Below are 20,349 nucleotides of genomic sequence, written 5' to 3' on the forward strand. Positions count from 1 at the left end.
TGCTCTATCATGGATTATAATATACAACAATGGTTACCGACCACCAAGAAAGAAGTCGAACAGCGGGGATGGAAAAGTATTGATGTCATTCTTTTCACGGGGGATGCCTACGTGGATCATCCTTCCTTTGGCGGGGCCGTTATCGGGCGACTTCTCGAATCTCTCGGACTGAACGTAGCTATCGTCCCCCAGCCCAACTGGCAGGATGATTTACGGGATTTCAAGAAATTGGGCAAACCGAATTTATTTTTTGGAATCAGTCCCGGCTGCATGGATTCCATGGTAAACCACTACACGGCAGCTAAAAGACGCCGTTCGGACGATGCCTACACCCCCGGTAACCGGAGTGGCGCACGTCCCGATATGCCAACCATTGTTTACACCAAGATATTAAAGGAACTTTTTCCCGACACTCCCGTCATCATCGGAGGGATAGAAGCCTCTTTAAGACGTTTCACCCACTATGATTATTGGAAAGATTCACTTAAACCGTCCATTCTTTATGAAAGCCAAGCGGATATGCTAGTATATGGTATGGGAGAGAAACCTCTCACCGAAATCTGTCGGATGCTGCAAAGAGGTATTCCTTTTCAAAGCTTAACCAATATCCCGCAAACCTCCGTGATCAGACATAAAGACGAGAAATACGCCACCAATAAGAAATGGCAAACCATCATGCTCGCCTCTCACGAAGAGTGTTTATCGGACAAGCGAAAATATGCCATGAACTTTCGGTATATCGAAGAAGAATCCAATAGTATTCATGCCGCGAAACTAGTGCAACCTATCGGGGATGAATTAATAATCGTGAATCCGCCCTACCCGCCCATGTCCACAACGGAAATAGATGCCATTTACGATCTGCCGTTTACCCGTTTGCCCCATCCTAAATACCGGGGTAAGGAGATTCCGGCTTACAACATGATCCGTCATTCCATTACCATGCATCGTGGTTGTTTCGGGGGGTGTGCTTTTTGTACGATTTCCGCCCATCAGGGAAAATTTATCTCTTCCCGTTCCGAGGCATCCATTTTGCGAGAGGTGCAGCATGTTTGTGATATGCCCGACTTCAAGGGAACGATTACCGATTTGGGGGGACCTTCCGCTAACATGTACATGATCAAGGGAAAAGATCATCGTATTTGTGAACAATGCAAACGTCCGTCCTGCCTACACCCGACCGTGTGTAAAAACTTAAACACCGACCATTCGCACCTTTTGAACCTTTACAATCAAGTGCGTAGAGACACTCGGGTGAAACACTGTTTCGTGGGTTCCGGTATCCGGTACGACCTCTCCATGCATCGCACGGGCAACAAAGAGATCGACGCCATAAACCGGGAATACTTGGAAACCGTCATCAAGCACCACGTGTCCGGCCGCTTTAAAGTCGCCCCGGAACACAGTTCTGACAAGGTGTTGCACCTGATGCGCAAACCCTCGTTCAAGCTTTTCCGGGAACTGACAGCTCGCTTTAATGCCATCAACAACAAAGAGCATTTAAAACAACAGATTATCCCTTACTTCATCTCGTCTCATCCGGGATGTAGCCTAGAGGACATGGCCGACTTAGCCATCAATACCAAAGAACTGGATTTCAAGCTGGAACAAGTACAGGATTTTACTCCCACCCCCATGACATTAGCCACGGATATGTACTATTCCGGTTTTCATCCCTACTCCCTGCGCAAAATTCAATCGGCCAAAACAGAAACCGAAAAAAAACGCCAGAACATATTTTTCTTCTGGTACAAACGGGAATTCAAAAGTGAAATTATCGGCATCCTCACGAAACTGAAAAGAACGGATCTCGTAAAACGGTTATATTCAAATAAAAATAAATAAATATTCATTTTTTCATGATTAATCATTAACTTTGAATCACGTAATTAAAAGGAATATGCGCTATTATACTTGGATAATGTTATTTTTTCTATTCACCTCGTGTACTCACCACCAAGCCGTGAAGAGTAATCAGCGAGGTATGGACTACATTACCCGAGAGCAACCCCGGAAAGCCTTGGAAGAGTTCAACCATGCGATCTCGTTGGACCCGGATTTCTTTTCCGCCTATTATAACCGGGCTATTATCCGGGCGAACCTCAAGCAAAATGAAGAGGCCCTTAAAGACATTAATTACGTGATAGCCAATGTCCCTGATCATGCTCTAGCTTATTATAACCGGGGAATCATATACGAGAATCTCGGTCAGCCAACCCAAGCTATTCAGGACTATAGTCACGCTATCAACTTACAGCCGGATTTATTGGAGGCATACCACTACCGCGGCATCGTTCGTTATGGAATGAAAGACTTGGACGGAGCCCTCGCTGATTACAACAAGGCAATTTCCCTTGGCTTAAAATCAAGTGCCGTATACTTCAACCGAGGGGTCATCTTTCACCAGAAAGGCCAACTTAGTGATGCCATTGAAAGCTACTCCCGTTCCATTGAAATTGATCCTTCCAATGCTAGAGCCTACTATAACCGGGCTATTTCCAAGCTGATTGTCGATAATTACAAAGAAGCCCTTCAAGATTTGGAAATCTCAAAACGCCTTGGTTACTCGAAAGCGGCAGAAATTATCTCGCAATATTATTAATTTTCAGTCGCCAAGATCTTGTATTACCTTCTTCAACCGCTCTTGCGTAGTATAAGGATAAGTTTTGTATGTGCAATCTTCATGTAATAATTTCTGGAACCACGGCTTTTGAATTTCCTCGTGTACATCTATCCATATATCACTATAATCTTCTTCCGACATATTAAGATTCTCTACAAACGTTTTATCGTTTTTCGCTACATTAAGAAAATTATATAATGACTGTATAATATGAAACTGTACATATCCTCTTCGTTTCCCAAGCGTGTATTTTAGATATAACCGAATGACTTCTCCTCCATTTTCGTGAACATAGCGAGTATTTTCAAGTAAAAACACCACGTAAGCTTGTACGGCACGTAATAATGGCCCATCCCACTTTTCTTCTCGCATATCCTTTAAAACGTTCCCTTGTTTCATGCAGTCTTCGATATTATAATCCGGTAAATAATTGTGCCGGAATCCATATCTAACACACCATTTTCGCACATTCTCCCGGGGTGAATAATCAAGTAATAGAATCACGGCCATAATCCGTCCCCAGTAATACAAAGGCTCTATAATATCAATCAGCATAAGATCCCATTGGGGGGTCATTTCATATAGTGCTAATCCTACATAATAAGTAAACTCTCCATGTTTGGCAATACTCTTTAACAAAGGAATACTTTCAATGTCATGAGATACCCCCAACAAGATAATTCCCATCTTGACCACTTCCCTGTCCGGGGTTTCCATGACCATCCAACGCCCTAATTCTTTTATTTGCGGAGTGATCACGACTTTTCTCGTGGCTAATTCATCTATAAAATCACTGTGATAATTAATAATGGGAAAACCTTTCAATAGATTATAAAATTCGATTTTCGCATTTATATTTCCCCGATTTACATAGGCTTGGAACTTATCTGCAAGTCGTTTGATAAATTCAGGATTAATCTCTTTATCGAACTGATAATAATCCATGTAATCGTCGTACGCCGGAAAATACATACCTACATCATGTCGTAAAGGAATCCGATCCGGTAAGCAATCAAATTCATCTTCATCCGTGACATATTTTAGGGGATTCTGGACAAACCGAAATATAGATAGCCGATTTTCCCAAGGTAATTTTTTATCTAAAGAATCTTTCTCCATGCCCACGATTTTAAGTTACACCTTTGATTATTCAAATTTACGAAAAACAAACGATATTTTTGCAAAATAGTAATTAAATAGCCTTTCAAATTTCAAACAAGTAAGGAGTAAACGAAAAAAAGATGTGTCAAAAATTTTGACACATCTCTTCAAGATTTATTATTCAGCCTAAGCTTTATTTCTTTTCAACTAGCGGAGCGATAGCATCAGCCACTTGTTTTTGTGTTTCTTTTACAGCCTCGTTTGTCGGCTCAACCGTTGCAGCTTGTTTCAGATAATCCTGAGCTTTCTTGAAATCAGCCAAAGCTTTTGCCTTTTCTGCTTCATATTTTTCTTTCTCAGAAGTTGCATAAGGAGTTGCTTTTTGAAGGATAGATGCCCCGTTATTGAAATAAAGAGTACCTAAACTCAACAATCCGCGGGCTTTCAATTGCTTGTTAGAAACCTGACTACTCTTGGTGAAATTTTCTGCAGCCTTGGCAATATCATTTGCTTTTTGGAATTTCTGACCTTCTTTAGCGAAATAATCAGAATATGCTTTTTCCAATTTCACATTTTGCCCCGGGGTTGCTTTAATCCCGTCCTGTAACGTTTTCAACATTTCAGGAATCTTTTTCAAGTTCTCTTGAGCATCAGCCATTCCCAGATAAGAAGAGGCAACTTTGTAATTATTCTTGATAGACATACCAAAGTATTTCTCGGCATTGGCATAATCTTTCAATTTAGTTGCACAAACAGCCACGTTATAAACCGTTGCGTCATCTTTGAATTCGATTAATTTCAGGTATTGCTCCCACTTGGTAAAGGCCTCTTTATAATTCTTGGCTCTCCAAGCTGCATTACCTTCATTCTTAACTTTGCCGGATTCATTGGTTTGTGCAAATAAAGCTCCTCCTACAAACAAGCTCGTTAGAACAAATAAAAGTAGTTTCTTCATATTTTCCGTGTGTTTTTGTTTAACATGAATAAATTCGTTGTTTATGCCCACTAAGATAACACTCTATTAAGAAATATCAAAAGTCTCTTAACTTATTTTTCACATTTCTCGAATCATTTCACGCTATCTGATTGATAAAGAAGAGACAAAATTTTCTTCAAACCCGCTTCATCTTCCCTGTCAAAGGCCCCTAACTGGTCGCTATCCACGTCCAGACAGCCAAAAATACGGCCTTCCGGGTCCCGCAATGGGATTACAATTTCACTTTTCGAGGCGGCATTACAAGCTATATGTCCCGGAAACTCTTCCACGTTATCCACGATAACCGTTTCTCCCGAATTAATCGCAGCCCAGCAAACACCCCCGTTTCGGAGTTTCTGACAAGCCACTGGTCCTTGATAGGAACGCACAATTAAATCCCCGTCAACCAACACGTACACTCCTGTCCAGAAAAAAGACTGCATTTTGTGATGCAACACGGCCTCCATTGTCGCCAACCGGGCCCATATATCTTCCGTGGTCTGGATATATTGTTTGATCTGGTCATACAACCGATCGTATTTTGCCAGTTTTCTTGAAGTCTCCATAAAATGAATGTTTATAAAGTTTATAAGGTTCGTAAAGTTCATAAGGTTTTAAGAGTATAAAATCAAGGAATCATTCTCCACTTTACAAACTTTATAAACCTTATGAACTTTCAAATTTTTTACAGGTTTTGTAATATATCCACCAAGTGGCTCCACCACATCTGTACCGTCTTGATATTGATTTTTTCATCCGGGGAGTGAACACCTCTCAGTGTCGGTCCGAAAGAAACCATGTCCATGTTCGGGTATTTCTCCAAGAACAAACCGCACTCCAATCCGGCATGGATAGACCGTACGATCGGTTCGTTACCGAACAGACGTTTGTAAGAATCCACGGCAACTTTTACTACCGGGGAATCCGGATTCGGAGCCCACCCCGGGTACCCTTCTCCATGCTCAACCTTGGCTCCTGCCAGCGTGAACACGGATTCTACCATGTTGGCAATATTGAATTTTTCCGAATTCACGTCACTCCGTTGTGAAGTGGTGATCAAGATATTATTGGGTTCGTTGAATCTGACTGCAGCCAGATTTGTTGATGTTTCAACCAATCCCGGCATACGGTAACTCATGGAGAAAACCCCGTGAGGACAAGCGTACAATGCGTTTACAAGTGCATCCGTACTTTCTTTTGTCAACACGTTTTCCGGCACATCCGTAGACTCTAATGCTAACTGCAAACCGGGTTCCGTGATTTTCCACACGTTTTCCATTTCCGCACTATATATATTAAAGTCTACCCTCACGTTTTCCTTGTACTGCTCGGGGAACGTGATCACCGCAAAAGATTCACGGGCGATAGCATTCCGCAGATTACCTCCTTCAAACACGGAAACACGAATTCCGTATTTTGCATTCAAATCCCACAAGAAACGGTTCAGAATCTTGATGGCATTTCCCCTACCTTTATTAATATCATCACCGGAATGTCCTCCTTGAAGCCCTTTCACCTGTACCTTCACGGCAAATGATTCTGCCGGAGTTTTCTCGGTCTTATACCCCATGTTAATCACGGTGTCGATACCTCCGGCACAACCGATAAACATCTCTCCTTCATCCTCCGAGTCCAAATTCAAAAGTATATTTCCGCTCAGGAATCCCGGTTGCAGGGCAAAAGCACCCGTTAATCCGGTCTCTTCATCCACGGTAAACAAACATTCGATCGGTCCGTGTGCGATATCGGTAGAAGTCAACACGGCCATCTGAGCCGCCATACCAATCCCATCATCAGCACCAAGAGTTGTTCCTTTAGCACGTACCCATTCTCCATCCACGTAGGGTTGTATCGGGTCTTTATCAAAATCATGTACCGTATCTGAATTCTTCTCACAAACCATATCCATGTGAGCCTGCAAAATCACGGTCGGTGCATTCTCTTTTCCTTTGGTCGCAGGCTTTTTAATCAACACGTTACCTGCATCATCCCGTTTCGCCTCCAGATTGTGTTTCTTCGCCCAATCCAATAAATAAGCGATAATTTTACCTTCTTTCTTTGACGGTCTGGGAACCTGACATATTTCTTCAAAATATCCCCAAACTGCTTCTGGTTTTAATCCTTCAAAAACTCCCATAACAATTTATGATTTACAATTTTAGATTTATAATTTCAACCTGTAACCTGTTAACTCGCAACCTACAACTCGCCGTAGGCGATCTATTGCAAATTCAACTTTTTCAACACCCATATCGCGGACTTCAACTCTTGCGGAGATAAGGTAAAACTTATATCCGTGTGGACTTGTTCCACGATCTGGCGCAACGTATGACGGGATTCTACCCCTTTTTCAGTTAGTACCACGAAATTACTCCGTTTGTCTTCTTTGTCCATCTTTCGTTGCACGTAACCTCTTTTTTGCAAGGTGTTCAATAGTTTTGTGACATTGTATTTATCCTTCTGGAGACGTTTGGAAATGTTCTGCTGGTTCACATGATCCTGTTCCCATAACACTTCCAGAAGTTCATATTGCTCCCGGCTAAGATCATACCCGGCATTCTGGAAACTGCGATTTAAAACTTTGGTGTACCCTCTTTCCGCCTTGCTCAAGAGAGCTACTAATTCACTTACTTCCGTCATAGTCGTTGCATTTTATACTATGCACAAACTTAATTATTATTATTGAAAAAAGCGGCAATATTTGCAAAAATATTACCGCTTTTTCTATTTCCATCTTGTAATCTTTACTTTATCACTTCCCCGTTTTCATAGTAACAATCCTTCTCCAGAAAAGAAAAATAGACATCACTTTCCGGATATCCGATCTCTTTCAGACACTCGAAAATAATCTTTGCCACCGCATTCTGCTGTTCCAACGGACGCTTAAAATACTCCACCTTCACAAAAGGATAAGCCTGAAATTGCTCGTGTCCAGAAATAAAAGAAGAGTCAATAGCTTCTATTACAACTGTCTCTCTCGGACATCCCAAGGTGCGAACAATCTCCGAGATCAATCGCTCCCCTACCAAGTCCAATCTACTTTTTTCTACTGCATGAAATCTTAAAAATGGCATAACAAATCAATTGAAAATGCAGAATTGAAAATTGAAAATGATTTTCTTTCCTACAAGATTATACATCAAATATATCTTTTCTCGGTTCTCGTAAAGCAATAATTGTCCATTTTCAATTTTCAATTTTTAATTGCTTTAAAGAACCATTCCGCCGTGTCCCGTACCTTCTTCACCACGTCATCCAAAGGCAACGGCATTTGTCCCCCGGCGGCATTTAAATGTCCCCCACCATTGAAAAACTCTTTTGCCCACAGGTTCACGGGGATATTGCCCTTTGACCGGAAGGATAACTTCACTTTATCTTTACGCTCGGTAATCTGAATAGAAACCAGTACTTCCTCGATGGACAAGGGTATGTTTACCAATCCCTCCAGATCCCCGTCTTTATAATTGTATAATTCCAATTCCTGAAACGTTATCGGAATCGTGGCTACCGGAAAATGCTCATCAATCGTTAGCTTATTCAACAGGCAATTCCCCGTCAGACGTAACCGGGAAAGCGTGTTTCGTTGATAAAGTTGTTCGTGCACGTAGTCTTTATTCAGTCCTAGTGCCAACAAATCGGCAATCACACGATACGTTTCCGGGTGAGAAGAATTATGACTCAATCCCCCCGTGTCTGTTGAAATTCCAGTATAGATAGCATTCGCTATATCCGTGTCGATGACCTCTTTACCCCATACTCTAGAGATTACATTATAAAGTAATTCACACGTGGAGGAAACACTCGTGTCCGAAATCCGGTACGTCACGTCATCCGGATCCGGGTGGTGGTCAATCATGATAACCTCCCCTTTAAACTCCTTCACGAAAGGTTCCAAATCCCCTTCCCTAGCCACGGTATTATGATCTAGCATGAACAATATATCCGCTTGATGTAACCAATGTTTACATTCTTTAGGCCGATTCTGAAAAGATATTGCATCCGGAATACGCTTCAACCACTTTAAATAATCCGGGATATAATCACACGTCATCAACTGTGCCTGTATTCCCACCCGATCCAACACTTGCCACAGGGCAGAACATGAACCGGCAGCATCTCCGTCCGGTGATATGTGAGGAATGATAACCGCCTTTAAATCTCTGCTTTCCAGCCTCTCCTTTATTCTTTCTATGATTGTTTCGTACATTTGTATTATCTTTTCAGTATGAATTCCCGCAAAAATAGGAAAAAACTGCAAAATATGGAATTTAAATACTCACAAACCCAGAATTCGAAGTAATATAGTCGAGTTCCTAAAGAGAACATACCCCCGATTCGTTGCTTCTTCAGAGATCATCTTTTGCTCATCCATTCTCTATTGTATAAACTCTGTATGAACTTCAAATATTCTACGAATGAGGGGTTTATTCACTTTAGCTTCACCATTTATTCTGTGGTAGATCTCATCCAATGCTATAATAATTTCTTCAGTTCTTCTATATCCGGTAATGCCTTGCGAAGTCGTTCTGGCATATCTTCAGATGCACGGTAAGTGGCAACCCCCATCGGCTTGTTATAATCACGCACAGCAAATTCTACAAAGGTTTGATTCATTTCTCTACAAAGTATTATTCCAATAGAAGGATTCTCGTGCGGTTTTCTCACGTATGAATCTAAAACGGAAAGGTAAGTATTCAGTTGCCCTAAATACGAAGTACGGAATTTTCCAGACTTCAATTCGACCGCCACTAAAGAGTTAAGCTCCCGATTGAAAAATAACAAATCAATGAACATTTCTTCCCCTGCCGTCTCAATACGGTATTGATTGCCTATAAAGCTAAAATCCTGCCCAAAGGTCATAATAAACTTCTTTACGTTGGCCACAATAGCTTTTTCTATAACACGTTCATTAATGTCCTCTTCCTGCTCATCTAATTCCTCTATATTAATAAAGTCCAACAAATAATCATCCTTAAAAGAACAAATAGCCTTAATCGCCTGTTTCTTATCGGGTAATGTTTGGGCAAAATTGTTAGGCAATGCACCCCGATGATGATAAAGATCAGCTTTCAAATAATCTCTTAAAGTATATTTGTTCCAATATCGAATAGCACATTCATGTATATAGAACAACCTCGCATCCAAAGACTTCACTTTTGCGATAATTTCTGTATGATGGCTAAAACCGATAGACAGGAAATCTGCCCAATTAAATTCATCCGCCACTGGCTGATGAATTGTCATTAACAATAACTTTTCATTCAGCACCAAATCATCAGCCGCTGGCTGATGACTTAAAACCTTGTTCCATTCTTCATAAAATATACGCATATTCCTTATGCTGGTAGCACCAATAAATTAGAAATGAAAATCTTATGGTTTACAAGCACAATAAATATATCATCAATCCTATGGAAAAAAATCATATTTTAAACAAGCCGAATTTAATGTCGTTAATATACCCACATTCAAAAATCCAACGTTTAAACATATTACAAATATAGTCTATTTATTGATATTTTTGAAAGAATCCAATTTTTGTTTAATATTTTCATTTTCAATACAAAGCAGTTATTAAAGTCTATTTTTTCAAATTATAATCTATCTCAAAGGATGTCAATCATTAAACGTTCCATTTATGATATAAAAACGATCATCTAACTCCTTGTTAATTTGATATTTTAAAAGAATTCAATAATAGATATGCAAAATAGTTTCGTATCACATTTTACAGACAAAGAAAAAGAAAAAACTTTTCGCTATTTATATGAAAAGTATGTGGTTCTCTTACGCTATTTTGCTACAAGATACATTAATGATCAATCAGTTATTTCCGATATTGTTCAAGATGCGTTTGTGCGTTTATGGGAGAAAATATTACAATTTAAAGATGAAAATGAGGCAAAAGCCTTTCTATACAAAGTCGTACAAAATGCCTGTATCGACTTGATTCGCCATCAAGAAGTTGCCCAAAAATATGTTGAACACATTATTTCTGAAAATACAGAAGAGAAATCATTCCTAGACAACATATTGGAATCCGAAATATTCCAAGCTTTACGTACTGTGTTTAATGAACTTCCTCCCGCTTGTAAGGAAGTATATTTACTGAGTTTACAAGGAAAAAGTCATGACGAAATCTCGCAACAATTGAATATCACGATCAATACCGTAAAAAAACACAAGAATAATGCAAATCATTACATGCGAGAAAAATTAAAATATCTTTTACAAATCATTTTAACCACAGGAATCGGCATATAAAGATAAAAATTCTCCTCTCGAATCAGTCGATTCTACGAGGAGAATTCTAAACACACATACTATTTATTCGGACAACCTCTCAATCAAAGCCATATAATTGTCTTTAGCTCCGGGCTTTGCCTTTCCCATTTCTTTTTTAGCATAAGTGATTGCACGTTTTTTCTCTTCGACAGACGCTGTTTTTAGTAAACGATAAAGAATCACGTCCAGATTCAAACGCACTTTATCATTTGAGTTCGAGGCAACTTCTTTCTCGTAAAAATCGAGCATTTTACCATACTCTTTTTTATCATACATCGAGACTATTTTACTCAGTAACACTAGAGAATAGTCTAGAGAAAACTTGGCTGTATTCACTAAATTCCATACGGGAACCATATCTTGGAGGGAAACAGACCCTTTCAGATACTCAATGGCCATAGGGAAAATAACTTTTTCAATTTTTTTGTTCACCACACTATCTCCAAGCTGTTCTCCAAACTTTTCCCGATTGTTCACTAAATACCTGAATTCAGGATCGGTAACATGATTCACAAAATTATCATATAACATCCAAGCTGATTTACTATACAATTCCGGTACTTTCAACGTTGAGATATAAGAACGTGCTTCCCCTTCTGCATTTCTCATCTCACCTGCATCCGACATGGTCAGAAAATAATCTGCCATTACTTCCACAGATCGATCTCCCATATCATATCTGTTTTTCAACGTGTAATATGGGATTTCTTGCTCTTTTCCTCTTTTAATAGATTCCATAAAGGAACGAACATCACGTCCTCCTAAAATTTTATACACGACATTCCCATCTCCATCCAGCAAAAACATGGTCGGAAAAGCTGATACTCCGTATCTCTTTTGTAAATCCTTCCCTTCTCCTTTTTCCATATCCATTTTCAAGTTCACAAAATGCTGGTTAAAATAGTCTCCAACATATTTTTGTTTGAAGACTTGATTACTCATCATTTTACAAGGACCACACCAAGTCGTGTAGCAATCCATAAAAAGAAGTTTTCCTTGATCTTTTGCTTTTTTCAAAGCTTCGTTAAAAGTAGACTCTTCGAATTTTATACCGTCCGTGTTTGTCATGTCGTTGATCGCTGCCAGATAAAACTTTTTCGCTCCGGATTTTTCTGCCCTGCTTTTAAAATAATTAATCAATCGCACTTCTTCCTGTTTACTTAATTCCTTTATTTCCGGTAGAGATAGATCCAACGCAGAGGCAATATTCTCATTCCATGTCGGAACAGCACTTTCCACCACATCCATCATCTTACCAAATTCATGCTCTCCCCGGTATTTTGCAATATTATACAACGAATAAGTCATATTACTGTCTGGTAGCCCGGCTTTCTGAGCATTCAAGTATATATCCAGTAGTTTTTTGCCATCGTATGCCTCCTTACCGGATGCATACGGATAGATTAGGGCAACATAAAAACGTGTAATTATCATGTTCACCTCGTTTACCCCATTTGCTTTAACAAAAGCTGCCTTATGATCCACCATGTATTTAAACATTTCATCATCAGTACTCTTTATCTGTTTCCAGTAAAAGTCCCAATATTCTTTTTTAGACCAATCCGTCTTCTTCAATTTACCAAACAGTTCTCCTACAACTTTCTTATACATTTCATCCTCCCCGGCAATATTTAAGACATCTGCATAAGCGGTCAAAAACTTTATACTCTTCTCTCCCGCTTCATATCTCTTATTCATTCCTGCCAAGGAAGTTTTAGGATTTAAAGCTTTTTCTAGAATAGTCTTAAATTCAGGGAGCTGATGTCCTCCTACGATCCGATGTACGACCTCGCCCTCGCCATTCAATACGAGATAATGCGCTTGAAATCTAATATTGTACTTATCGGCAAGCGGACGTCCTTCCGGAGTTGTTACATCAATGAAAAAATTCACAAAATGTTTGTCCATCCAGTCCGCAAACTCTTGATCACTAAACACTAATTTATTCATCGAATGACAAGGAACTGCCCAATCGGCAAAACAATTAAAGAAAATCAGTTTGTTCTCTTCTTTGGCCTTTTTCAAGGCTTCTCCAAAGGAGTAAACATACTTCATTTTCACGTCGGCCTTTACGGCATCTCCATACATGCTTTGGGCAAAAGTGCCCAAAGCAAAAAAACATACAAGATTTAATACTAAAGTAATTTTTTTCATGTGATTTTTCTTACATTTTACTCTTTTATACAACGAACACTATATGCGGCATCTAATTTGGAAGATCCTCTCATAACCCGGTCTTCCTTCATAAAAAGCACTCTTGTAACTCCTAAATCCACCGTATCACTTTCTACGATACGTGTTGATGACCAAAAATAAGCATTAGTTTCTTGATTAAAATAAGCATCTCCATACATATAGGAACCATACAATTTTCCTCCACCGTAGATGGCATTGAATCCAATACCATTTTCATCTTTTTTCAATAAATCCCCCACATGACTCCCTCGCCACTCGTCCAATCTATCGGCCTCAGAAACAGGCATTCCTAATGCTTTTTCCAACTCTTTCCAATCCGCATCCGTGGGTAGACGCCATCCCTCGGGAATGGCCTTCAACGCTCCCTCATAAGTATATAAAAAGCCGTATTGAGTTGAATATCGGCCATTCGTACTCTCTGCTTTTTCCATTAGTTGCCGGGCTAATGCCTGAACCGCTTGTGGGTAAAGATTATCATTAATCCGTTTCAGTGCAGCTAACGCATCCGGGTACATCGCTCCATAAAATTCTTCAAAATTACTGGTAGCATAATCTGGAGAATAATTATAACTATTCACCCACATTTCAAGTAATACCACGATGGTAAAAGAACCTATCTTACCTTCCAACTCTCCTCGATCTTCCGCAGCGTGTATAGAATCAGACCATATTTTTACATTTATTGTAATATCTTGATCCCTCATTTTCTCCTCTCCGTATGTGTAACACCCATCTCTCCCTCCTTGTGGGGAACGATACTTCAGATTTTCTGCCATCCATGTCTGTCCACCAATCGTGACACATTTATACGTGTTCATATCACGGGGATCTTGAAAATCAGAAAAACTAATTTCCGGTTTTATCCACTTGTCATCATCGTCTTGACAGGCACAATACACGACAACACATAACAATAATATAATTATCTTTTTCATACCTCACTTTTTTACAGTTTCACACCTAATTCGTCGGCAACAATATGATACAATATCTCATATTTTGCCATCACCAATGGACTTTCCCCCCACAACTCAATAAATTCATCTCTTGAACGATTCAACATCTCTGAAATATAAGAAACCAAATCTTTCTCGTTATCTCCGGGAGTATATAACGAACTTTGTCCTCCGGCAACAAAGCCAAATTGTCCCATTGCCAAACGAAGTGCAGCCCTAAATTCTTCTAATTCCTCCGGCTCAAATTCATTAATTGCATACCAAGTATCAGACAATGCACTTGGAGAAAAATAATACGAGGGTTTATCTGTTGTTTCCACGTAATCATACCAATGAGGATCAAGCTTAGCCCAACTTTTTCCATACCAAACTCTATCCGAGACACTATTAAAAGCTGCCAACAAATCTTTATAATTCGTGATTTTATTCTTCACCATCTCACGCATCATCTCATTAGGTAGGGACGTAATCTGTGATTCCGTCCAATCTCCGGTCATTAGCACAGTACGAAAATGAATCTTATACTCTCCTTCTTTATAAATTTTTTCTTCGTCTTTTATATCTATCGTTTTCGCTGATTTCGTCACAAAAAAATTGAAAGGATGGAGAGGTTTTGCCGCTAATTCCAAATATTCCTCTATAATACCCAAGGCTGTTAACTGTTCATCCGGATCTGTCATATATTCATAGGAATACTTCAGTTGGCTGTAAGAAGTAAATCCCCATGACAAATCCAATGTCTCATAACGATAGACATCTTTCCCCGTCACGTCTTTTTTTACAAAAATTTTCCCGATAGTGTCATTAAAATAAACCGGTATTCCATACTTACTATACAGTTCATACACCCGATGCTTCACCGGATCGGACGGATCATCTTTAATTGCATACAAATCTTCTAATTCTATTTTGGAAGTCAATCCACTTTCTTTCTCGCATCCTAAAACCAAGAGTGCCAGAAGTAAATATAATACTACATTTCTCATAACTTATTCATTATTTCTGTACATCAACCTAACATACTCTCGATCTTCCCGGATATTATCAGGCATTCCTTTATCAAAGTCCAGCACGGATTTAGGTATTGCAAAAACATAAGCCGGATCATCCACGTTTAATTGATAAACTTCAGCATATTGAAATACACTTCGATTTTCCCAATCGTACAGAGCAAATACTCGTTCTATAACTTTTTTAAAGGGAGCTTTCTTACACACGGCATACCTTCTCAGGTCGAACCAACGATGCCCCTCCAGACACAACTCTTTTCTCCTTTCCGCACGTACCTGTTCAATAATTTCACTGGCATCATACGTGACATTCACGTAATCCTTTATTCTCTTAGCTCGTAATTGATTCAACCAATCTGACGCTCCTTGAGCATCTCCCTGCATGGCACAAGCCTCCGCCGCATTTAAATACCCTTCTGCCGTACGTAACGTGAAGATGTCCGAAACATAAGAACGGTGTTTTCCCATCTCGTATTTACGATTCAATCCCAAGCTATCACTTTGTGTTGAACGTACAAAATATATATCCCTCCGGTAATCATTTTCATCGTATAATTTGTACAAGTCATTTGATATACAGAAGTCTCCACCAGATCCATTAAAATCGCATTGCAAATTTAGAGGCCCTTGAGAGAACAACAATTCCGGACTGCTCTCAGATATGGCATAACTCTCTGTATTTCCCCAAATATTACCATAATCCAACAATGTCTTATTTCCGGCCAATAACTCTTTTGCCGTATTCTCTGCATTTTTCCAATCCTGCATATACAGGTAAACTCGGCTCAATAACAGTAATGCTGCATCCTTTGAAGCCCGGTAAAAGCTTTTCGTTTGGGGACTTACCGTGAAACATTTTACTGATTCATTCAAATCCTTCACGATCTGAGCATACACCTCGGCAACCGGAGTCCTATCAAATTGCGTTTCCTTATCTTTATCGTGTTCCACATAATAAGTTAATTTCAAGGGAACCCCTAATTCCGTGGTATTATCTGTGGCATAAGGTTTTGCATAAAGATTCACCAGCATCAGGTAGAATTGCGCCCGCAAAAAATAGCACTCTCCCTGTACCCGAATGGCATCCGCTTTCTCCTGTTCCGTGCTTTGACTCACGTTACCAAGTTCGTGTAAAATAATATTCATGGAATTAATCCGTTGATACAACGCATCCCAATTTCCATTGTCTCCGGATAAGCCAGTACCCTCGTAATTTCTTCCAACTTCTAGCTGCCAAGTCGTGTAACCATAATAAATTTGGTTCATTTCTGTTCGTCCTTTCGTCGCATTATAAGCTATCACGGTATTAATATCATCATCCAATAGATGAAGTTGCCACCCGATAGAGCCACTTCTTAAATACTCGACTTCTGCCGAAGGTAGATATCCATTACCTAACAAAACCTCATTCAAATCCGATACTGTTTTAGGAACAACTAAATCCTGCGAATACTCATCAAGAAAATTCCCACAACCGGAAAACAGGATTAAAGCGATGATATAAATAATATTTTTCATCTTCATGTGCATTAGAATGATACATTAAACTGAAACGTATAGGAAGGACGTACGGATAAATTCGGTTTCGCAAATCCCGCTTGTGAAGGATCCTGCCCTTTTAACTTTTTAGCTGATATGGTGAATAGATTCAAAGCATTCAAGCTAAGTGAAATATTAGAAAAAGGTGTTTTTTTCAACCATTCCGGATCAACATTGTAACGTAGGGACATGGAAGAACACTTCAAATAGCTTCCACTTACCACCCGAAGGTTGGAGTTATCGTACATATTCCATATACTACTAGCAAACCCTTGTATATGTGTTGCAGAAGTTGGTCCATTAGAGAAATGAGAAATATATTTCATGTATTCAGGATCTGATGGACTCATGATAACCGGAATATCCGTATACTTTTCGTCCCCCGGAGCCATCCAACGACTTAAAAATTCTTTTCTAACATTCGTTTCCGAACTAATTCCAGAAACTACAGGAGAATACAACGGAAATAATCTCACCTTTGATCCTATGCTGTAAGCCATGTTCATAGAAAGAGAAAAATTCTTATACGTGAAATTATTCGAGAAATTACCGCTAAAAATCGGTTCCCTTTGCCCGCTCTTTTCCATCGTCATTAAAACGGTTTCTTCCAACGTTTTGTATTCCAACAGATGTTTCCGGTCATTGTAATCATCAAACAATGGTGTTCCATTTGAAGGATTTAATCCTAAATACTTATAAGAATAAAAACTACCGATTGCGACTCCATCAATCAATGCCGTTCCATTCAAATAATCATTCAACGTATAATTTTCTACCGATTTCGTTTGTACTTTATTAAAATTTCCTGAATAATACGTGGAGAATTTCCATTGAAAATCCTTTGTTTTCACGGGAGTTGCTGACAAGGAAATTGAATATCCGTTATTATTCAGGTCCCCACCATTCATCACGTACGTATGCCCTGCCACCCCGTTCACGGAAGACACCTGCACGTTGGTAAAACAATTAGATGTTTTTTTGGAGTAAACGGAAAACTCCATACTCAACCGGGATCTGAAGAACCCTATTTCAAGTCCTCCATCCAGTTGTTGCGTCTCTTCCCAACGTAAATTAGGATTCGGATAACGAGCTATCGAAGACACGTTTTCATTATATATCGGGTCCAAGGCCCCTTGCTTGATGATTAAATTCGGACTTTGATCTTCCAGCATATTTCCTTGTATTCCGAATGATCCCCTTAAGCGAAGTTCACTGATAAACTCAACATTTTTCAGTATATTTTCCTGCAAATTCCAGCTCCCGGAAACAGACCATACCGGTAAAAATCGTTCATTACTACGACTACCAAACTTGTTAGATGCATCGAAACGACCATTCAGATTCAACGTGAAATGATTCCGATAACTATAACTTAACACGAAATACCCGGAAATCTGATGGGAAATACCATGACTCAAGGAACGATGATTCTTATTCAACCATTTTTTATACTCAGGATAATCATCTAAATTTTGTAAATTATCAATAAATTGTAGTCCTCGGTCTTTCACGAATCCCCGATTCTCATCGCTGATACCCCGGCTTGTGTTTCCATTTAATTCGAATCCCCCCATCAACATAAACATGTGCTGCTGATTTTCTCCGAATAACAAACGATAGTCCACTTGAGTCCGAAAAGTATAGCTTTCAGTTATAGAGTTTGTCGTTTTCAATATCCCTCCATACGGCAGATAACATGATCCTGCCTCTCCCGGCATAGGTACTTCCTCGTACTCGCCATTCTTCCAACGAGCCACGTAATGCGTCTTTTCACCCCACCATTGTTCCTGTAACGTGTTACTTCTATTATAATTTCCGGATACCGAAATATCCAATCCCGTGATGGGGGTTACTTTCACTTCGAGCATAGCCCCGATCGTACTCCCGTCATATTCGTTGGAACTGTTTTCTATCTCGTTCAAAATACTATACCTAAACTTGTTGTAAGGTTTGTTAGTTCTGCCGTAAGCACTCTTGTCATAGTAATAAAGTGTTCCATCAGGATTGAAACAAGGTAACGCACGAGTTGTGTTATAGGCATAATCCATGGCATCAATCTCACTCATCAAGTGATTTTTTTTCTGGACATTCCCGTTCATGGAAAAATGTGCCTTGACTATCTTTGAAAAAGTCATATCCAGATTTACGAGGGCCGTGTAACGCTCCGTGTATGTCGTTTTAGAAACACCATCCTCTTTGTTATAACCGGCAGACACGTAATAACGAATGTCATCGTTTCCTCCTGATACCCCGAACGTGTGATCATGAGAATAAGTGTCCTGTGTTAAAATATCGAACCAGTCCGTATTTACCGTTTCGTACCACTTCACGCTATTAACAAACTCGTCATACGTGGATAATCCTTTGTAATAACTATTCAACGCACCCTCGTATCCGACCATCGTCATATCTGACGGAAATTGATAATGCAAGTCGCTCAGTTCTTTCCCGAACTGTACACGTTGCTGAGAATTCATCAAGTTTATATTCCGGTCCGTATAGCGAGGACGACGAGTATATTTCGACGAGTGATTATACGAAAAACGTGCCGGACCGACAGCTCCTTTTTTTGTCGTGATCACGATTACACCATTGGCCGCTCTCGTCCCGTAGAGTGCCGTGGCTGAAGCATCCTTCAATACATCAATACGTTCGATATCCTGCGGGTTGATCCCGGCAATAGCATTACCAATAATATTGATATAATCCGGATTATTTAAGTCGTCATTACTCACATCCACCGGGTCGTGCATGATGAAACCATCCAATACCCATAAAGGCTCCCGATTCCCTAGTAAAGTGGATGTACCTCTCACACGGATTCTCGGAGTCGCCCCGACCTCACCAGAATTACTCATTAACAAAAGTTCCGGAATCCGTCCTTCCAACGCTTGATCGATACTTGTCATACCGGGAGTCAGCACATCCGATGCCTTAACTGAACTTACAGCGCTAGTTAAATGTCTTTTATCTATATTTTGATAACCGGTCACAACAACCTCTTCCACCTCTGCCAAATCCTCTTCCATCTTCACGTTGATGGTCGTTCTATTACCCACTTTCATATATTGAGTTTTCATCCCCATAAATGAAAAAATCAACGTACATTCCCCGTCTTTAGGAACTCCAATCTTATACTCACCATTGGCATTCGTGGCCATACCTGTTGTTGTTCCCTTGATCAACAGCGTCGCACCCGGAAGTGGATTTCCGGCCAAATCCGTGACCACACCCGATACGTACTTCAGATTTTGTTCGTCCACTTTAGAGTCTTTCAATTTAAGTACAATCGTGTTTCCATTAATTGCGTACGTGAGTTTCGTGTCTTTCAAACACTCATCCATTACCTGTTGAATAGTCGCATCCTTGAACGACACGTCTCGTTGTTTAAAGGAGGTCAGTTGAGGATCGCTATACACGAAATCATAAGCTGAAATACGTTTGATCTCGCTGATTACATCCTTCAAAGTTGCATTCTTCAAGCTGAAAGATAACTTCATTTCTTGCGAGTAAGCTCGCTGACTAAACGATGTAGTAAAAACAAGGAAAAGGGATAATAAAAGCCACCTCTTCCTTACAAGATTACAATTTTTCTTCATAACTTTGTGCCTCAAATTTATAACTATTCGTCCCCTGTTCTTAGCGGGGGATGGTTGAAGTAGC

General features: G+C 39.8%; 15 protein-coding genes and 1 pseudogene. 3 read left to right on the plus strand and 13 right to left on the minus strand.

The features are described 5' to 3' along the window. The first annotated feature begins 6 nt into the window (after positions 1–6). Both R8806_RS04040 and R8806_RS04045 read left to right on the plus strand, forming a co-directional pair. On the plus strand, positions 7–1,845 hold the full coding sequence (locus tag R8806_RS04040) for a YgiQ family radical SAM protein (RefSeq protein WP_373289709.1): 1,839 nt from the start codon (positions 7–9) through the stop codon (positions 1,843–1,845). A gap of 76 nt (positions 1,846–1,921) precedes the next feature. Then, positions 1,922–2,602: a tetratricopeptide repeat protein gene (locus R8806_RS04045; protein ID WP_229782891.1), complete on the plus strand. Its 681-nt coding sequence runs from the start codon at positions 1,922–1,924 to the stop codon at positions 2,600–2,602. Between the two features lie 3 nt (positions 2,603–2,605). On the opposite strand, the gene R8806_RS04050 is transcribed toward R8806_RS04045, so the two are convergent. The 8 genes and pseudogenes from R8806_RS04050 to R8806_RS04085 form a co-directional block, all read right to left on the minus strand. Further along, the gene (locus R8806_RS04050) at positions 2,606–3,742 is read right to left on the minus strand and encodes a hypothetical protein (protein WP_124317449.1); all 1,137 of its coding nucleotides are present in this window, start codon (positions 3,740–3,742) and stop codon (positions 2,606–2,608) included. Between the two features lie 175 nt (positions 3,743–3,917). Further along, positions 3,918–4,679 (minus strand): tetratricopeptide repeat protein, encoded by a 762-nt coding sequence (locus R8806_RS04055; protein WP_124317450.1) that lies wholly within the window; start codon positions 4,677–4,679, stop codon positions 3,918–3,920. Positions 4,680–4,792: 113 nt separating this feature from the next. After that, positions 4,793–5,266, minus strand: a complete 474-nt coding sequence (locus R8806_RS04060; protein WP_124317451.1) for a GAF domain-containing protein — start codon at positions 5,264–5,266, stop codon at positions 4,793–4,795. A 119-nt stretch (positions 5,267–5,385) separates the two neighbouring features. Continuing rightward, positions 5,386–6,837 carry an aminoacyl-histidine dipeptidase gene (locus R8806_RS04065; protein WP_124317452.1) on the minus strand — a complete coding sequence of 484 codons (1,452 nt, stop codon included), beginning with the start codon at positions 6,835–6,837 and terminating at the stop codon, positions 5,386–5,388. A gap of 83 nt (positions 6,838–6,920) precedes the next feature. Beyond that, positions 6,921–7,340, minus strand: a complete 420-nt coding sequence (locus tag R8806_RS04070; RefSeq protein WP_087420266.1) for a MarR family winged helix-turn-helix transcriptional regulator — start codon at positions 7,338–7,340, stop codon at positions 6,921–6,923. A 104-nt stretch (positions 7,341–7,444) separates the two neighbouring features. Next, positions 7,445–7,774: a DUF1904 family protein gene (locus R8806_RS04075; protein ID WP_087420267.1), complete on the minus strand. Its 330-nt coding sequence runs from the start codon at positions 7,772–7,774 to the stop codon at positions 7,445–7,447. Between the two features lie 119 nt (positions 7,775–7,893). Then, the gene (locus R8806_RS04080) at positions 7,894–8,907 is read right to left on the minus strand and encodes a DHH family phosphoesterase (RefSeq protein ID WP_124318314.1); all 1,014 of its coding nucleotides are present in this window, start codon (positions 8,905–8,907) and stop codon (positions 7,894–7,896) included. A gap of 266 nt (positions 8,908–9,173) precedes the next feature. Continuing rightward, positions 9,174–10,043: pseudogene (locus R8806_RS04085) on the minus strand (PDDEXK nuclease domain-containing protein); the annotation flags it as partial. A 360-nt stretch (positions 10,044–10,403) separates the two neighbouring features. On the opposite strand from R8806_RS04085, the gene R8806_RS04090 reads away from it, so the two are divergent. Next, positions 10,404–10,964, plus strand: coding sequence for an RNA polymerase sigma factor (locus tag R8806_RS04090; protein WP_151411551.1), 561 nt, complete (start codon positions 10,404–10,406; stop codon positions 10,962–10,964). Between the two features lie 63 nt (positions 10,965–11,027). On the opposite strand, the gene R8806_RS04095 is transcribed toward R8806_RS04090, so the two are convergent. From R8806_RS04095 to R8806_RS04115, 5 genes are read right to left on the minus strand one after another with little or no spacing between them, the layout of a single operon-like run. Continuing rightward, the gene (locus R8806_RS04095; protein ID WP_124317177.1) at positions 11,028–13,139 is read right to left on the minus strand and encodes a thioredoxin family protein; all 2,112 of its coding nucleotides are present in this window, start codon (positions 13,137–13,139) and stop codon (positions 11,028–11,030) included. A gap of 17 nt (positions 13,140–13,156) precedes the next feature. After that, a complete protein-coding gene (locus R8806_RS04100) occupies positions 13,157–14,116 on the minus strand; it encodes an FISUMP domain-containing protein (protein ID WP_124317176.1) in 960 nt (319 codons plus the stop codon). An 11-nt stretch (positions 14,117–14,127) separates the two neighbouring features. Continuing rightward, positions 14,128–15,123, minus strand: a complete 996-nt coding sequence (locus tag R8806_RS04105; protein ID WP_124317175.1) for a hypothetical protein — start codon at positions 15,121–15,123, stop codon at positions 14,128–14,130. Between the two features lie 3 nt (positions 15,124–15,126). Beyond that, positions 15,127–16,665: a RagB/SusD family nutrient uptake outer membrane protein gene (locus R8806_RS04110; RefSeq protein ID WP_164719698.1), complete on the minus strand. Its 1,539-nt coding sequence runs from the start codon at positions 16,663–16,665 to the stop codon at positions 15,127–15,129. 11 nt (positions 16,666–16,676) lie between these two features. Continuing rightward, a complete protein-coding gene (locus R8806_RS04115; protein WP_151411552.1) occupies positions 16,677–20,285 on the minus strand; it encodes a SusC/RagA family TonB-linked outer membrane protein in 3,609 nt (1,202 codons plus the stop codon). Between the last annotated feature and the right edge of the window lie 64 nt (positions 20,286–20,349).

It is taken from the genome of Butyricimonas faecihominis (genome assembly GCF_033096445.1).
Classification (GTDB): domain Bacteria; phylum Bacteroidota; class Bacteroidia; order Bacteroidales; family Marinifilaceae; genus Butyricimonas; species Butyricimonas faecihominis.

What these genes read in the sequence shown, in the direction of transcription:
- R8806_RS04065 (WP_124317452.1), bottom strand. Translation starts at nt 6,837, where the DNA reads ATGGGAGTTTTTGAAGGATTAAAACCAGAAGCAGTTTGGGGATATTTT.
- R8806_RS04070 (WP_087420266.1), bottom strand. Translation starts at nt 7,340, where the DNA reads ATGACGGAAGTAAGTGAATTAGTAGCTCTCTTGAGCAAGGCGGAAAGA.
- R8806_RS04105 (WP_124317175.1), bottom strand. Translation starts at nt 15,123, where the DNA reads ATGAGAAATGTAGTATTATATTTACTTCTGGCACTCTTGGTTTTAGGA.
- R8806_RS04100 (WP_124317176.1), bottom strand. Translation starts at nt 14,116, where the DNA reads ATGAAAAAGATAATTATATTATTGTTATGTGTTGTCGTGTATTGTGCC.
- R8806_RS04045 (WP_229782891.1), top strand. Translation starts at nt 1,922, where the DNA reads ATGTTATTTTTTCTATTCACCTCGTGTACTCACCACCAAGCCGTGAAG.
- R8806_RS04095 (WP_124317177.1), bottom strand. Translation starts at nt 13,139, where the DNA reads ATGAAAAAAATTACTTTAGTATTAAATCTTGTATGTTTTTTTGCTTTG.
- R8806_RS04050 (WP_124317449.1), bottom strand. Translation starts at nt 3,742, where the DNA reads ATGGAGAAAGATTCTTTAGATAAAAAATTACCTTGGGAAAATCGGCTA.
- R8806_RS04115 (WP_151411552.1), bottom strand. Translation starts at nt 20,285, where the DNA reads ATGAAGAAAAATTGTAATCTTGTAAGGAAGAGGTGGCTTTTATTATCC.
- R8806_RS04055 (WP_124317450.1), bottom strand. Translation starts at nt 4,679, where the DNA reads ATGAAGAAACTACTTTTATTTGTTCTAACGAGCTTGTTTGTAGGAGGA.
- R8806_RS04060 (WP_124317451.1), bottom strand. Translation starts at nt 5,266, where the DNA reads ATGGAGACTTCAAGAAAACTGGCAAAATACGATCGGTTGTATGACCAG.
- R8806_RS04110 (WP_164719698.1), bottom strand. Translation starts at nt 16,665, where the DNA reads ATGAAAAATATTATTTATATCATCGCTTTAATCCTGTTTTCCGGTTGT.
- R8806_RS04075 (WP_087420267.1), bottom strand. Translation starts at nt 7,774, where the DNA reads ATGCCATTTTTAAGATTTCATGCAGTAGAAAAAAGTAGATTGGACTTG.
- R8806_RS04080 (WP_124318314.1), bottom strand. Translation starts at nt 8,907, where the DNA reads ATGTACGAAACAATCATAGAAAGAATAAAGGAGAGGCTGGAAAGCAGA.
- R8806_RS04090 (WP_151411551.1), top strand. Translation starts at nt 10,404, where the DNA reads ATGCAAAATAGTTTCGTATCACATTTTACAGACAAAGAAAAAGAAAAA.